General features: G+C 72.0%; 15 protein-coding genes. 7 read left to right on the plus strand and 8 right to left on the minus strand.

Going from position 1 to position 14,018, the window contains the following annotated elements; translation table 11 throughout:
* The first annotated feature begins 21 nt into the window (after positions 1-21).
* Together ACQPXS_RS41240 and ACQPXS_RS41245 are read left to right on the plus strand one after the other, a co-directional pair.
* On the plus strand, positions 22-1,035 hold the full coding sequence (locus tag ACQPXS_RS41240) for an aldo/keto reductase (RefSeq protein WP_433456177.1): 1,014 nt from the start codon (positions 22-24) through the stop codon (positions 1,033-1,035).
* Positions 1,026-1,733: a FadR/GntR family transcriptional regulator gene (locus ACQPXS_RS41245; protein ID WP_433454633.1), complete on the plus strand. Its 708-nt coding sequence runs from the start codon at positions 1,026-1,028 to the stop codon at positions 1,731-1,733. The genes ACQPXS_RS41240 and ACQPXS_RS41245 overlap by 10 nt, the downstream gene beginning before the upstream one ends.
* A 682-nt stretch (positions 1,734-2,415) precedes the next feature.
* On the opposite strand, the gene dctA is transcribed toward ACQPXS_RS41245, so the two are convergent.
* The gene (gene dctA, locus ACQPXS_RS41250; protein WP_433454634.1) at positions 2,416-3,831 is read right to left on the minus strand and encodes a C4-dicarboxylate transporter DctA; all 1,416 of its coding nucleotides are present in this window, start codon (positions 3,829-3,831) and stop codon (positions 2,416-2,418) included.
* The gene (locus tag ACQPXS_RS41255; protein WP_433454635.1) at positions 3,828-4,946 is read right to left on the minus strand and encodes a PrpF domain-containing protein; all 1,119 of its coding nucleotides are present in this window, start codon (positions 4,944-4,946) and stop codon (positions 3,828-3,830) included. The genes dctA and ACQPXS_RS41255 overlap by 4 nt, the downstream gene beginning before the upstream one ends.
* A gap of 146 nt (positions 4,947-5,092) precedes the next feature.
* On the opposite strand from ACQPXS_RS41255, the gene ACQPXS_RS41260 reads away from it, so the two are divergent.
* Together ACQPXS_RS41260 and ACQPXS_RS41265 are read left to right on the plus strand one after the other, a co-directional pair.
* On the plus strand, positions 5,093-6,004 hold the full coding sequence (locus ACQPXS_RS41260; RefSeq protein WP_433454636.1) for a LysR family transcriptional regulator: 912 nt from the start codon (positions 5,093-5,095) through the stop codon (positions 6,002-6,004).
* Positions 6,005-6,442: 438 nt separating this feature from the next.
* The gene (locus ACQPXS_RS41265) at positions 6,443-6,589 is read left to right on the plus strand and encodes a hypothetical protein (protein ID WP_433454637.1); all 147 of its coding nucleotides are present in this window, start codon (positions 6,443-6,445) and stop codon (positions 6,587-6,589) included.
* A 124-nt stretch (positions 6,590-6,713) separates the two neighbouring features.
* On the opposite strand, the gene ACQPXS_RS41270 is transcribed toward ACQPXS_RS41265, so the two are convergent.
* Together ACQPXS_RS41270 and ACQPXS_RS41275 are read right to left on the minus strand one after the other, a co-directional pair.
* Complete coding sequence (locus tag ACQPXS_RS41270; protein ID WP_433454638.1) at positions 6,714-7,685, minus strand: expansin EXLX1 family cellulose-binding protein; 972 nt, start codon at positions 7,683-7,685, stop codon at positions 6,714-6,716.
* Between the two features lie 217 nt (positions 7,686-7,902).
* Positions 7,903-8,181 carry a glycoside hydrolase family 6 protein gene (locus ACQPXS_RS41275; protein WP_433454639.1) on the minus strand — a complete coding sequence of 93 codons (279 nt, stop codon included), beginning with the start codon at positions 8,179-8,181 and terminating at the stop codon, positions 7,903-7,905.
* On the opposite strand from ACQPXS_RS41275, the gene ACQPXS_RS41280 reads away from it, so the two are divergent.
* Positions 8,182-8,406: a helix-turn-helix transcriptional regulator gene (locus ACQPXS_RS41280; protein WP_433454640.1), complete on the plus strand. Its 225-nt coding sequence runs from the start codon at positions 8,182-8,184 to the stop codon at positions 8,404-8,406.
* A complete protein-coding gene (locus tag ACQPXS_RS41285) occupies positions 8,340-9,470 on the plus strand; it encodes a hypothetical protein (RefSeq protein WP_433454641.1) in 1,131 nt (376 codons plus the stop codon). Before ACQPXS_RS41280 ends, ACQPXS_RS41285 begins: the two co-directional genes overlap by 67 nt.
* Before the next feature lie 9 nt (positions 9,471-9,479).
* On the opposite strand, the gene ACQPXS_RS41290 is transcribed toward ACQPXS_RS41285, so the two are convergent.
* On the minus strand, positions 9,480-10,445 hold the full coding sequence (locus ACQPXS_RS41290; RefSeq protein ID WP_433454642.1) for a pirin family protein: 966 nt from the start codon (positions 10,443-10,445) through the stop codon (positions 9,480-9,482).
* A 130-nt stretch (positions 10,446-10,575) separates the two neighbouring features.
* On the opposite strand from ACQPXS_RS41290, the gene ACQPXS_RS41295 reads away from it, so the two are divergent.
* Positions 10,576-11,634, plus strand: a complete 1,059-nt coding sequence (locus ACQPXS_RS41295) for an MSCRAMM family protein (protein WP_433454643.1) — start codon at positions 10,576-10,578, stop codon at positions 11,632-11,634.
* A gap of 15 nt (positions 11,635-11,649) precedes the next feature.
* On the opposite strand, the gene ACQPXS_RS41300 is transcribed toward ACQPXS_RS41295, so the two are convergent.
* The 3 genes from ACQPXS_RS41300 to ACQPXS_RS41310 form a co-directional block, all read right to left on the minus strand.
* Positions 11,650-11,991: a hypothetical protein gene (locus ACQPXS_RS41300; RefSeq protein ID WP_433454644.1), complete on the minus strand. Its 342-nt coding sequence runs from the start codon at positions 11,989-11,991 to the stop codon at positions 11,650-11,652.
* Positions 11,988-12,686, minus strand: a complete 699-nt coding sequence (locus tag ACQPXS_RS41305) for an RNA polymerase sigma factor (protein ID WP_433454645.1) — start codon at positions 12,684-12,686, stop codon at positions 11,988-11,990. Before ACQPXS_RS41305 ends, ACQPXS_RS41300 begins: the two co-directional genes overlap by 4 nt.
* Before the next feature lie 732 nt (positions 12,687-13,418).
* Positions 13,419-13,979 carry a GNAT family N-acetyltransferase gene (locus ACQPXS_RS41310; RefSeq protein ID WP_433454646.1) on the minus strand — a complete coding sequence of 187 codons (561 nt, stop codon included), beginning with the start codon at positions 13,977-13,979 and terminating at the stop codon, positions 13,419-13,421.
* Positions 13,980-14,018: the final 39 nt, after the last annotated feature.

A 14,018-nucleotide genomic window follows, 5' to 3' on the forward strand; every position in this document is an offset into this window, starting at 1 on the left:
GCACAGGTGACACATCGGACCATGCGATACCGGAAGATCACGAACACCCCCGTCGAGCTCACCGAACTCGGCTTCGGGGCCTCCGTGATCGGCAACCTCTACCGCGTCACCCCTCCTCACGACGCGCAGGCCGCGATCGAGGCGGCCTGGGAGGCCGGCATCCGGTACTTCGACACGGCACCGCACTACGGGCTCGGTCTCTCCGAGCGACGCCTGGGAGCCGCCCTGCGGGACCGTCCACGCGATACGTACGCCGTCTCCTCCAAGGTCGGCCGCCTGCTCGTTCCCAACGAGCAGCCGCGCGGCATCGACACCGAGGGCTTCGTCGTGCCGGACGACCTGCGCAGGCAGTGGGACTTCAGCCGTGACGGAGTGCTCCGCTCCATCGAGGCGACCTTGGAACGCACCGGCCTGGACCGCCTGGACGTCGTCTACCTGCACGACCCCGACGACCACTGGAGGCAAGCCGCCGAGGAGGCCATGCCGGCCCTCGCGGACCTCCGCGACCAGGGGGTGATCGGCGCGATCGGCGCCGGCATGAACCAGTCGGCCATGCCGGCCCGCTTCCTGCGCGAGACCGCAGCCGACCTGGTCATGCTTGCCGGGCGCTACACGCTCCTCGACCAGTCGGCCCTGGACGACGTCCTGCCCGCCGCGCAGGCACTCGGCAAGAGCGTCGTGGCCGTGGGCGTGTTCAACTCGGGGCTGCTCTCCAGCGACCGCCCCGCCGAGGGCATGAAGTACGACTACCAGGACGCCCCGCCTGCCCTGGTTGCCCGCGCTCGGGCGATCGCCGACGTCTGCGCGGCGCACGGCACGACCCTGCCCGCCGCCGCGATCGCCTTCCCGCGCACCCATCCCAGTATCATCAACATCACCCTCGGCATGCGGAATGCGGAGCAGGTTGCACGAAACGTGGAACTCCACGATCAGCGGATCCCCGAAGATCTCTGGGATGATCTCCGTGCCCGAGAACTGATCAGGGCGGACGTGCCCACGGCGAACGATCCCGGAAGGAGTTCGCAGTGTCTCTGACGGACAAGGCCATAGCGCAGATCCGCGAGCTGATCCGCACGGGTGCGCTGCCTCCGGGCTCCAAGCTGCCGCCGGAGCCGGACCTGGCAGCCCAGCTGGGTCTGTCCCGCAACCTGGCCCGTGAGGCGGTCAAGGCGCTGGCCGTCGCGAGGGTTCTGGAGGTGCGGCGGGGCGACGGCACGTACGTGACCAGCCTGCAGCCGAGCCTGCTCCTGGAAGGGCTCGGCGGAGCGGTGGAACTGCTGCAGGGCGACTCCGCCGCGCTGCAGGACCTCATGGAGGTGCGGCGTCTCCTCGAACCGGTCGCCACCGCCCTGGCCGCCACCCGGATCTCCGACGAGCAGCTTGCCGAGGTCGAGCGGCACCTGGACGCCATGCGCGAGGCCCGTGACGACGTCGAGCAGCTCAACATCCACGACGCGGCCTTCCACCGCGCCGTCATCACGGCCACGGGCAACGAGACCCTGCTCACCCTCCTTGAGGGCATCTCCGGCCGCACTCTGCGGGCCCGCATCTGGCGCGGCCTGGTCGACACCCAGGCCGCGGGCCGCACCCTGGCCGAGCACGAGGCGATCTTCCATGCCCTGTCCACCCGAGACGCCTACCTCAGTCAGGCCGCAGCACTGCTGCACGTGAACAACACCGAACAGTGGCTCAGAGAACACCTGCGCTCCGGCCAGGCTCCTCCTCTTCGGTAGACCTCTACGGCTTCACCTGCCCAGATGCGGTGCCCTTGCCCAGTTGGACGCAGATATCCGGTGCACGAGGGCGTGTCGTCGGCCGGTCCAGGGCATTGCCGCTCTGCGTCCAGGTCGCCGGGGGACGGCGGCGGTGGTGCTTGGCGGGGCTGAGGGCCGGACCCCCTGGGGCGTCCGCCGAGGCGTGCCCTGCTGAGCGGCGCTCGTCTCCGGGCCGGCCTTGACGCGGTCGATGGCCAGTCGCCGAACCTGCCCACCTCGCCGTAGCACGGGACGGCCGACAAAGCCGCCCGGAGTTGTCCACGAGCCGACGGGTGCGGCGGCAGCAGATGCGGTCGCCGGGCAGATGCTCGACCTTCAGCCGGATCAACGTGCCGTGGATCAGGTGGAGTTCGCCGCAGTGGTCGAGCCAGGGGCCGCGGTTCTGCAGGCAGGATGCATCCGGTCCCAGGCGAGGACGTCGGCCTGGCCGTAGCGGGCGGTGTTGCAGGTGGTGGCCTGGTCGGGGGTGTGCCTGGACTCCGGCTCGAAGGCGTTCCCCGGACCTGATCAGCGGTTGGACGACTGGCGTACCAGAGGGCCAGACGTTCCTGATCAGCCAGGACGGCGAGCACCACGTCCGGTTGAGACGTGGGTGGGCCGGCCCGGAGCATCTGCTCCGGGCCGGCCCACCCACGCGATATCAGCTTGCGGCGGGGACCGGGTCGCGGGTTGGTTCGGGCATCGCCTCGGGTGCGGGCGTCTGGTTCGGATCGGCCTCGGCCGGCACCGCAGCAGGAGCGGGGGCAGGGGCGTAGGGGATCTCTCCGCGCAGGACGGCCTTGGCGCGGTCCGCGTCGAGCTCGCCTTCCCAGCGGGCGACGGCCAGGGTGGCGACGCCGTTGCCGACCAGGCTGGTCAGGGCGCGGGCTTCGGACATGAACCGGTCGACGCCGAAGATCAGTGCCAGGGCGGCGGGCGGGACGTGCGGGACGGCGCTGAGGGTGGCGGCCAGGGCGATGAAGCCGGAGCCGGTGACGCCTGCGGCGCCCTTGGAGGTGAGCAGCATGACGGCGAGCATGGCCAGCTGCTGGGTGAGGCTGAGGTCGATGCCGAGGGCCTGGGCGAGGAAGACCGAGCCCATGGTCAGGTAGATGGCGGTGCCGTCGAGGTTGAAGGAGTACCCGGCGGGCAGCGTGATGCCGACGACCGGTTTCGAGGCGCCCGCGTGCTGGAGCTTGGCCATCATGCGCGGCAGGACGGGCTCGGTGGAGGAGGTGCCCAGGACGATCAGCAGCTCTTCCTTGATGTAGCGCAGGAAGGGCAGCAGCCGCAGTCCGTTCAGGCGCATCACGGTCCCGAGGACGACCAGGACGAAGAAGAGGGCGGTCAGCCAGAACGAGCCGACCAGCAGGCCCAGGTGGCGCAGGGTGCCAAGCCCGTAGTTGCCGATGGTGAAGGCCATCGAGCCGAACGCGCCGATCGGGGCCAGCCGCATGATCCACCGGATGAGCGTGAACAGGACCGTGGAGAACTTCTCGATGCCCCGGGCGATGCCCAGGCCGGCCTCCCCGCTGGCGTGCAGGCCGAAGCCGAACAGCACCGACACCAGCAGCACCGGCAGGATCTCGTTGCCGGTCAGGGCGCTGACCAAGGTGGCCGGGATGATGGCGAGGACGAACTCGGCGAAGCCCTCGTGGGCCGTGGTCGCCTCCGGCGGCAGGCCCTGGGTGGACAGGGCCGAGACATCAACGTGCAGACCGCTGCCCGGCTTGACGACGTTGACGACGACCAGGCCGATCACCATGGCAACGGTGGTCAGCACCTCGAAGTAGACCAGAGCCTTCAGGCTCACGCGGCCCACCGCGCGGGCGTTGCCCATGGAGGCGATGCCGTGGACGACCGTGCAGAAGATGATCGGCGCGATGAACATCTTCACCAGCGCGATGAAGCCGTCGCCGAGCGGCTTGAGGTCAGCGCCGACGGACGGCCACAGCCCGCCCACCGCGGCGCCGAGGAGGACGGCGATCAGGCACTGGATGTACAGGTGGGACAGCATCCGGCGGATGCGGCCCGGTGGTGCGGTGACGGTACCCGGGGCGGCGTCGTTGCGGCTCATGCGGGGCGTCCTTCCAGGACGGGAACGAGGAGTTCGGCTCGGGCGATACGCCGGGCGGCGCGGTGCAGCAGCACCGTGGGGGACGCGCCGTCCGGTGCGGGGACGGCTTGGGTGGCGATAACGCCGGCGGGGGTGCCCAGGCGCAGCGTGCCGTCGGCGGTCTGCCGGGCGACGCGGTGGGCGAGGGTGCCAGGGGTGGCGGCGGCCGCGGCCAGGGCCACGGCGGAGGTCAGGCCGATCGCCGGGTGCGGGGCGTGCATGGAGACCATGCGCACGGCCAGGTCGTACTCGTCCTGGTGGACGAGTATGCCCTGTGTGGTGCGATAGGGGGCGGGCCGGGCGACGATGCCCACCTTCGGCACCGCGTGGCTGACCGGATCGCCCTCGCGGGCCAGGCCCATGGCCAGCGCTGCCTGGTGGCGCAGCAGTGTCAGCGCGGGTACTGCGGTGGCGAACGCGGTGAGGGATTCCGTGCCGTCGAGGCCGAACGCCTTGGCCTCGAACAAAGCGGCCGGCGCGCCGGCGTCCACCAAGGATGCCTCGACGGGGCCGTCCGGGCCGGTCAGCTCGTCCAGTGCCCGGCCGGTCGGCAGAGCGCGGCCGGTCGTCGAGCCCGCCGGGTCCTGAAACCCGAGCAGGACCGGAACGCCCGGCGCCGAGGTACCCGGCACCACGGCCGTGCCCTCCTCCGGGGCCGCGCCCGCGGGGGTGGGGATCGTGCCGGTGAGGCGGGCCCCGGTGTTGACGTTGAGCATGCGGACGGTGGTGGTGTCCGACGCGATCGGCACGAGATCGTGGTGGACGGCGTACAGGGCCACGGCGGTGGCGCAGTTGCCGCAGTTGCTGGCCCACTCCACGCGCTCGTCGCCGATCCCCACCTGCGCGAAGGCGTACTCGACATCCACGCCGGGTTGGGGCGACGCCTGTACGACGGCGGCCTTGGAGGTGGTGGAGGAGGCGCCGCCCACGCCGTCGATCTGGCGGGGGTCGGCGGCGTTGAAGGCGGCGAGCAGGAGGGCATCGACGTCCACGCCCGTGGCGGCCACGTCGCGGTGGTCGAAGATCCAGCACTTGCTGGTTCCTCCGCGGATCATCTCGCCCTGCAGACGCAGCACAACCGACTCCTCACAGCCATGGAAGGGGAAGTCCACCGACGGTCTCGCCGTGCGTGGTGTCCTCCACGGTGGGTTACGGCAGCGTGAAGTACAATCTCGGAAATCTGCATGGCTATTAAGCTCAAGTGAACGCTGAAGGTGGTGGCATGCTCGACGTCCGGCGCATCCTGCTGTTCACGGAGGTCGCCCGGCGCGGCTCGGTGACCGCGACAGCCCGCGCCCTCAACTACACACCGTCAGCGGTATCGCAGCAGATCAGCCGCCTGGAAGCGGAGGCCGGCCAGCCCCTGCTGGAACGCCATGCCCGGGGCGTCAGCCTCACCGACGCCGGACGGGCGCTGGCCGAACGAGGGCAACGGATCGAACGCGAACTGCGGGCTGCGGAGAACGAACTCGCCGACTTCGCCGGCCTGCGCGCGGGCACCCTGCGCATCGGCACCTTCCCCACGGTCGGCGCCTCGCTCCTCCCGCAGGCCGTGATCGCCTTCCGTGACGCCCACCCCGACGTACGGCTGACCGTCCGCAGCGCCCGCATCGCCGGGCTCTGGACGATGCTGGAGAACCGGGAGATCGAGATGTCGCTGATGTGGGACTACGACTGGAGCCGAATCGACCGGGAGGACATCGTCGTCACCCCACTCCTCGATGACCCGCCGGCCCTTCTCGTCAGCGACCACCATCCGCTCGCCGGCCGTGACGCCGCCTCGCTCGCCGACTTCGCACACGACCCCTGGATCACGCGTGCCGACCATCACCCGGTGGCCGAAGCCCTCGTCCGCGGCTGCCGCGCCGTCGGCTTCGAGCCCCACATCGCCTACGAGGCCCACGACTACCAGGAAGCCCAGGCCATGGTCGCCGCAGGCATCGGCGTCGCCCTCGCCCCCACCCTGGCCCTGGAGGGCATCCGACCCGGCGTCAACGTCCTGCCCCTCCAGCCGCCGGCCCCCATCCGCCGCATCCTCCTGGTTCGCATGACCGACCACTCGCTCACCCCCGCCGCCCGGACCTTCGCCGGACTCCTCCGCGACACCGCCGCGACCCGAACAACCCGGCACTGACACCGAACCACGCCGGTCCGCCGCCGGTGCAGAGACGGCTCGCGAGCCTCCAAACCGCGTGCGTCATCGCCGCGCGCAGTTTCCTGGTGTCGTCCACACCGGCGCGGAGGCCGACGGCCCGGGGCGCACGCCGCGGACGGGTGGCGGTGCTGCCGGGCCGTCGGCCGCCGGCGCGGCGGGGATCACCTGCCGTGCGAAGCCCTGCTGCGGCGTTGGCGGAGCACCAGCACGCAGCCGGCAGCGATGGCCAGCAGGCCACCGACGGCGCTGTAGATCACAGCGTTGCTCACCCCGGTGGAAGCCAGGCCGCCGGCCGTGTTGCTCCGGTCCGGCCGGCCGACGGGCGCGCCGGCCGCCGTCGCCTGCGCTCGTGTGCTGATCGCGCCCGAGGCGGAGGCAACCGGCGAAGCGGCCGTCGGAGTGGGGGCAGGTGACGGCATGTCAGTGCGGGTGGTCGCCGAGGAGGGCTTCAGCTGGAGAGTCGGCGCCCAGCTGATCGCGCCGTATCCGGGGCACGAGTACGACGTGTCCATTTTGAAACACGAGTTCTTCTTCGAGGAGTTCGCGGACCTTCGCGACGGCTGACGACCCCCGCGCCGGACGGTGTGCGGCCGGACCTGCGGGGTGCCGGGAGCGCCTCGCCGACTGGTTGCCGTGCCCCTGTGGCGGGCAACCAGTCGAGTTGCTCGGCTACGTGACGACGGTGCGATCAGTGGCGCGAGAACTGGACCCCGGTCGGTTGCACGACGTTCGGGCGCAGCGCGATCCCGGTGATGGTCAGCCGTTCACCGTAGATGTCCGTGATTCTGATCGCGCCGCCGCAACCGCTGCCGTCGGCGGAGAGGAAGTAGTCGTAGTCGGTACGCGGCAGTTGCCGCCAGCCATCCGAAGTGCGGATCTCGAGCGCGGCCACCGGATTGCGGTGGCCGATCGCCTGGATGCCGCACCAGTAGGGGCTGGAGCCGGTCTTGTACCGGATGGAGATGGTGCCGACCTCACCGGGGCTCAGCAGGCTCCAGGTGATCGGGATCCGGCCGACGGCTAGGTCGGCGAGTTTGGCGAACGCCTGATGACTGAGATCGAGTTGACCGGGTGCGCAGGGCGCTGGGCATTCGTTGGTGATCCGGACCGTGACGGAGGCGCCGTTCGCCGCGTGTACGAGGACGTACGCCCCGCACGCCCTGGACGACTCGTAGTCGGTCGTGTTCATCGCCGCGACCATGAGGTCGGGGCTCGGACCGAACAGACAGGCGCCGTTTCCGTCGCCGGCCTCGTAGGCGGTGGCGACACCCCGGTAGGTGGTGCCGGGCCGGATCCGTCCGGCCGCCGATGCCGTGGCGGGCGTCGGGCGCGAGGGTCGCGGGGCGTCTGCGGCCGATGGCTTCGCCGCCGCGGACGCCGCAGCGTGCGCCGCCGGCCTCGCCGTGTCCGTCGCTGTCGGGGTCCCCGTCCCGGCCGGGGCGCCCGGCGCGGTCGGGCTGCTCGCCGTGGGCGAGGCCGTCGTGATCGCCTGGGCGGTGGCCGCGGTCCCGGCGTCGGCCCTGCGGTCGGGAAGCAGCGCCAGAACCAGAGCGGCCAGAACCCCCGCGGCGGTCAGTGCGACGGCGGTGCCCAGCACCAGCCTGCGTCTGCGCCGGCGCTGTCGCGCGGCCTGCCGCGCCGTCATGGTGTCTGTCTTCATGTCAGTCCGTTCGGGGGATCGAGCCGATGGTGCACTACTCAGTGGCCGCAGGAAGCGGAAACGTTGCCGACGAGTTTTCTAAGTCCTGTTGCCAATTCGCGCCGTCGCTCGGCTCGCACCACCTCGCCGCCGAGTCCCCACGTCGGCAGCTCGGCCGCAGCCCGCCCCGTCCCTCCGTTCACCCGCCGCGATCCCGTATGCGGCCGGCACGACCGGTTCAGCGGTTGAACGTCAGGCGCGGTACCGCGTTGCGGGCCAGTGCGTGGGCCTGGTCGGTCCACCAGGCGCCGGCGGGCGGGTCGACGATGCCGTATTCGGGGTCGATCGTGCCGCCGGTGTCGGCGGTGGGGCGTGGGCCGAGACCGCGGCCGGGTGCGTTGCACCAGGTCTCCGGGTCGCCGTTGTACTTGCCCTGCGGTGGGGTCCAGGCGCCCCGGCCGTTGCGGCTGGTGTCGATCACGAAGTGGTGCAGTTCGTCGGCCGGCGGGGTGCCCACGTGCGGGTTGAACCAGGCGTCGGTCCGCCGCCAGGTGGGCAGTGGCTTGCCGACGGACGGCGAGCCGTCGGCCTCACACAGGAGGACTTGGCCGAGAAACTCGGCGTTGACCGCTCTACGGTCGTCCGCTGGGAGACGGGTATAGCTTCCCCGCAGCCATGGATGCGCCCCCGCGACTCGCTGGGGCACTTCTCGTCACAGTCGATGCAATCGTCGATCTCCTGAGCAATGAGAGCGAACGAGAAACCGGCAGTCGGGCGGTTCGTGAGGCTGCGCTGCCCCACCCCACCAACGCGGATCCGGCCAAGGGCGGTCAGCAGCTCAGTCTGATCTCCTACCTGGCTCGCAGCGCTCCGCAGGGGAGAGCCGGCCGAGAACTCCTGACACTCCGGGCAGACGCCCTCATGTTCATGGGCCAACTCGTCTGGGACGCCTCACAGCGCCGGGACCACGCGACCACACGCGACTACTACGACGAGAGCGTTCGGGTTGCTCGCCACCTGCGCGATCACACACTCGAAGGCCGCGCTCTCCGGAGAACCTGCTACGTCGCTGTCCACGGCGCCCATGACCCGCGCACCGGCCTGGACTTGGCCCGTCAGGCTGCGGATACGGCCTGGACGAGCAGCCCGGCTGTCACTGGTCTGGCACTGCTTCACGCTGGTGAGGCACACGCCATGCTCGGCGAGGCGAAGGCCTGTGAGCGAGCTCTGGCCGATGCCCAGCGGCAACTGGAGCAGACGAATCGAATCGACGATGCCGCGGACTTGGTGTCATCGACCCAGTTCGGTCGGCTGGCCGGGTCCTGCCACCTGTCCCTTGGCCAGCACCGATGCGCCCAGGATCTGCTGGAGACCACCGCCGCCGAACTGCAAGATCACCGAAAGTCGCGCGCGATCGTACTCGGGAACCTTACGCTCGCATACATCCGGCAGGGCGAAGTCGACGCGGCTGTGGGTGCGCTGTCCGAGGCCATCGCGGGAACTGCAGGAGACTCGTCGGCGTACTCCTCGAAGTCGGCCACCGGAGCATTTCCGTACGAGTGCTCCTTCGGCCACCCCTTCAGGATCGCGAAGAACGCGGGGTCCCCGACGCTCGCGCGCTATCTCGTACCGGTCCTGGTGACCGCTGACCGAGGGTTGCGCGGCCCTCTACGCGGCGATCACCGGCTCAATCAGCGCCCACTGTCCGTCGGACCGGTCGGGGGGTGGGCACGGTACCGCTCGCGGCGCCGGCATCTCCGGGAGCCAGTCGCCTGTGTTGTGATCGGCGAGGCTCCCTGGGTGTAACGCGCCGGTTCAGCGGACTCTTCCTCGCGGCTTCAACGGCACCGGCGGCAGTTCCGGCGCGGCCAGCGGGGCCCCGTCGTAGCCCTTCACCTCGCCGAAGCGGGTCCCCTTCATCCAGTCCTCGCGGGCCTGTTCGATCTCCGCCTGAGACCGGCCGACGAAGTTCCACCACATGAGCAGCTCCTCCGCGAACGGCTCGCCGCCCAGCAGCATGATTCCGGCGTTCGACTCGGCGCGCAGCGGGAGTTCGGAGCGGCCGCAGCCGAGGTAGAGGAGGGAGCCGGGGAGCACAGGGACGCCGTCCACGTGGACCTCGCCGGACATGGCCAGGACGCCGTACTCGAAGTCAGGCTCCAGGGGCAGCCGTACGTCGGCGCCGCGGGTGAGGGCGAGATCGGCGCCGATGATCGGGGTGTACGTCGTACCCGGCGAGGCGGAGCCGTCCAGGTCGCCGAGGAGCACCGTGGCGGTCAGGCCGGGCGCGGTGACCGTGGGCAGGTCCGGGTGGTACTCGAACTCCGGGTCGGTGTCGCGGTGTTGGTCGGGCAGGGCGACCCAGAGCTGTGCGCCGTGCAGGAAGCGGGCGTGCGGGCGGGGGCTCTCCTCGGAGTGGCTGATCCCGCGGCCCGAGGTCATCAGGCCCAGCTGCCTGGGCCGGATCGTCTGCAGGCTGCCCGTCGAGTCGCGGTGCAGCACCTCGCCCTCGTGCAGCCAGCTGACCGTCTGCAGACCGATGTGCGGATGCGGCGGCACCTGCATGCCGGGCTCGTCGGCGATGTCGTCCGGCCCGTAGTGGTCGACGAAGGCCCACGCGCCGATCATGCGACGGCCGAGGTTCGGCAGCAGCCGGCGCACCTCGGTCGACTCGCCCAGCTTCACCTGACGGGGGCTCAGCAGCTCGCGGACGGGCTCGGCCACGACGAATCCGCGGCCGCCGCAGACGCTGGGCACCGGCGAGCGGTCAAGGTTGCTCATGGCGCCCAACTTAGCGGTGTGGGCGGCGTACCGGTGAGTGCGGAAACCCGCATTTTCCTAGGTTAAGTCAATCGACTGACTTACCTTCGAGGGAGTACGCAGACCGCGTCGTCCCGATGGAGGCCCGACCATGTCCCATGCGCATCCCCGGCCCGACCGGGCGGGGGAGTCCGCCGTACCGCGGACGAACGTCTTCGTCGCGGTGCTGGCCCTCGGCGGGATCGTGGTCTCGCTGCTGCAGTTCATCCCGCGCCGGGCGGCGGCGGGGGTCCGTGCGGCCGCGCTGCGCACGGGCACGGACGCGGACACGCAGCCGGAGGCGGGAGTCGCGGTGGACACGGGGGAGACGGTGGAGGTGGCGACCGGAGTTGGCGGGGAACCGGCCGGCGGTGCGGCGCCGGTCGGGACGACCGTCGGCACCGGCTTCGGCGGGACCCGGGTGCACGGGCAGGTGCGCGGGGCCGACAGTGCCGGAGTCGGCCGGGCCGCCGTCACCCTGGTCTCACTCGGCGGACGGCAACTCGGCCGGGCCGTCGCCCGGGACGACGGCGGCTACGCCGTCGACGCGCCGGGGGAGGGGACGTACGTCCTCGTCGCCTCCGCCCACGGTCGCCGCCCACAGGCCGCCACCGTCGTCGTCGGCGCGCATCCGGTCTCGTACGACCTGCTGCTCGGCGGCACCGCAGGGCTGGCCGGCGTGGTGCGGGCCGCGGACGGCGGAGCACCGGTCGCCGGGGCCGTGGTGGTCGTCACCGATGCGCGCGGGGAGGTGCTGGCGACGGCACGGACCGACGGGCTGGGCGAGTTCACCCTCACCGGTCTCGTACCTGGCACGGTCACCCTCGCCGTCAGCTCTCCCAAGCACCGGCCGCTCGCCCTGCCCGTGGAGATCGACGGCACCGGAGTCACCCGTGTCGAGGCCGAACTGCGGCCGGGCGCCCAGGTGCGCGGCACCGTACGCACGGCGGGCGGGCCGCTCGGCGACGCCCGGGTGACCCTGCTGGACGCCGCGGGCAATGTCGTCGCGACGGTCACCACCGGCGACGACGGGGCGTACGCCTTCTCCGGCCTGGACGGCGGCCCGTACACCGTCATCGCGGCCGGCTACGCGCCCCGGGCCGCCGGGGTGACCGTCGCCGGCGCGGACGTCGACAACCACGACATCGAACTCGCGCACCCCGGGGCGTAGTCGGGGCCTGTCGGTTCACGGGTGCGGCGCGCTCGGCGACGGCTCGGCCGTGGACGGGGTCACCGCACTCGGAACGGGGGACGGCGTGCCGGTCGTCGGATGCGGAGAACGGGCCGGCTCGGTCGGACCGGACTGACCGCCGCGCACCGTGAAGAACACCAGCGCGACCGCGGCGGCCAGTGCCAGCGCGCCCACCACCACCCGGCGCAGCAGCACCCGGCCGGGCCGCACCGCCGCCGTCGGCGGGCGCAGCGGCCGCAGGTCGGAAGGGCCGACGGACTGCGCCCGCGCGGCGAGCGCGGCCCGCAGCCGCTCCTCGACCGGCGGCTGCGCGGTCTTGGTGCCGGAGTCGTTCACCGCAGCACCTCCAGACGTCGGCCGAGGGCGTCCAGGGCCCGGCTGGCCGTGGACTTGACCGCACCGCGCGACAGGCCGAGCGTCGCCGCGATCTCGGCCTCGCTCAGATGCGACCAATAGCGCAGCACCAGCACCTCCCGCTGCCGCCGGGTCAGCGTGCGCAGCGCCGCCAGCACCTCCCGGTGGTCCTCGTGCAGCAGCACGTCCTCCTCCGGGGCGGGCACGTGCTGCTCGGGAGCGGGGGAGTGCGCCCGTACGGTCCTGCGGCGGCGCAGCACCGAGCGGGCCGCGTTGACGACGCTGGTCCTCAGGTACGCCTCCGGGTCGTCGAGCGAGGCGAGCCGGTGACCGTGCCGGCGGAAGAGCGCGGTGAAGGCGTCCTGCACGACGTCCTCGGCGGTGGGCACATCGTCCACCAGCAGCACCGCGAGCCGGACGAGGGCGAGGCGGCGATGGTGATACAACTCCTCGATTCCCGGCGGCTGTTCGGCGCCGGGGAGGGCGATCGCTCGGACGGCGCCGGTGTGAGTGGCGTCCGCGCCGGGAGCCGCGTCGCTGGGCATGTCCGTACGGGCACGGGTGAGGACGCGCGTGCGCCATGCCTGCGTGAACCGCCGCCAGGGCGTGGGGCGTCGAGTGCTGCCGGGCGCCCGGTCCCAGGGCAGGGCCGCCGCCGGTGGTGTGGCTGTCGTCATGGGTCTCCCGGAGCCGGAAGCGGGCGCCGCCGAGCGACGGCCACTTCCGGACCCTGTTCAGGTGGTGTTGCTCAGCGGTGCGGCGGAACCGGCGCCGGTGCGGCGAGTCCGTGGTGCGGACCGTGCCCGGGCCGCGCCGGTGCCGGGACGGGGCTCGGGGTGGCATGGGTGGGGGCCGACGGTACGGGGCTGGGGGTGGCCCGCGTCGGTGCCGGTACCGGAGTCGGAGTGGCCGGTGCGGGCGACGGGGTCGCGGTGCGGACCGGCGACGGCACCGGGGAGGGGGTCGCTGTGCGGACTGGCGAGGGCACCGGGGACGGGGTCGCGTGGTTGCCGTCCTGGGCCGCCTGGGCGGTCATGGTGCCGGCGACGGCCAGGGCCGCGCCTACGGCGGAGACCCCCAGGGCGGCGCGCAGCCTACGGGCAGGGCCGGGTCGGAATGCACGGTGTGCGGACATGGGTTCCTTCGGTGGTTCGGGGTCGGACAGCTGGTCGAAGTGGAGGCCTCCACCCCGACAGACGTCCGACCCCGGCCGAGGTTGCAGGCGACGACCGACCAATTTTCCGCGCGCCGCTGCGGGCACACCGCCAAGGAGGACCGGCCCGCCCGGAGGGGTTCCACTGTCGGGCGTGCGGCCACCACGTGCACGCGGACACGGTGGGCGCCCTGAACGTTCCACGGGGGCCGGGCCGGCCCGTCGCGAAGCCGCACGGGAATGGCGAGAAGCCCCCTCATTTGTGAGGGGGAGGAGTCACCCAATCCGACGCCAGCACCGACCAGATCTCCTCGTCGTGCCGCTCGCCCCGGTACAGGTGACTCTCCCGGAGGACGGCCTCCTTGCTCATGCCGAGCCGCCGGGCGACCGCGATGCTGGGTGCGTTCCCCGCCGACACCCACCACTCCACCCGGTGGATGTCCCGCTCCCGGATCGCCCAGTCGATGAGCAGACGCGCCGCCCGGGTCACCAACCCCCGACCCACCGCCGCCGGTTCCAGCCAGCAGCCCGCCTCCGCCGTTCCCCGCGTGACGTCCATCCGGCGCAGGATCACCGCTCCGACCAGCGTGCCGTCGAGCCGGATCCCCCGGATGAGGCCCGCGTCGGCCGCCTCCTTCCCGGCGTACGCCGTCAGGAACTCCCGGGCGGACGCCGCGTCCGTGACCACGTCCGGCAGACCGTTGAACCGTCCGATGAACTCCCGGCCGCGGTCCACATGGGCGAGGAACTCCTCGGCCTGCCACGGCTGGAGGGGGCACAGCTGGGCGCCGTCGGCACCGAGGGAGGTCGCGTACATGGTCACCTTCGGGTGATCGGCTGGGACGTGTGGTCCGTC

The sequence above is a fragment of the Streptomyces sp. CA-142005 genome, from assembly GCF_050942335.1.
Lineage (GTDB): Bacteria > Actinomycetota > Actinomycetes > Streptomycetales > Streptomycetaceae > Streptomyces.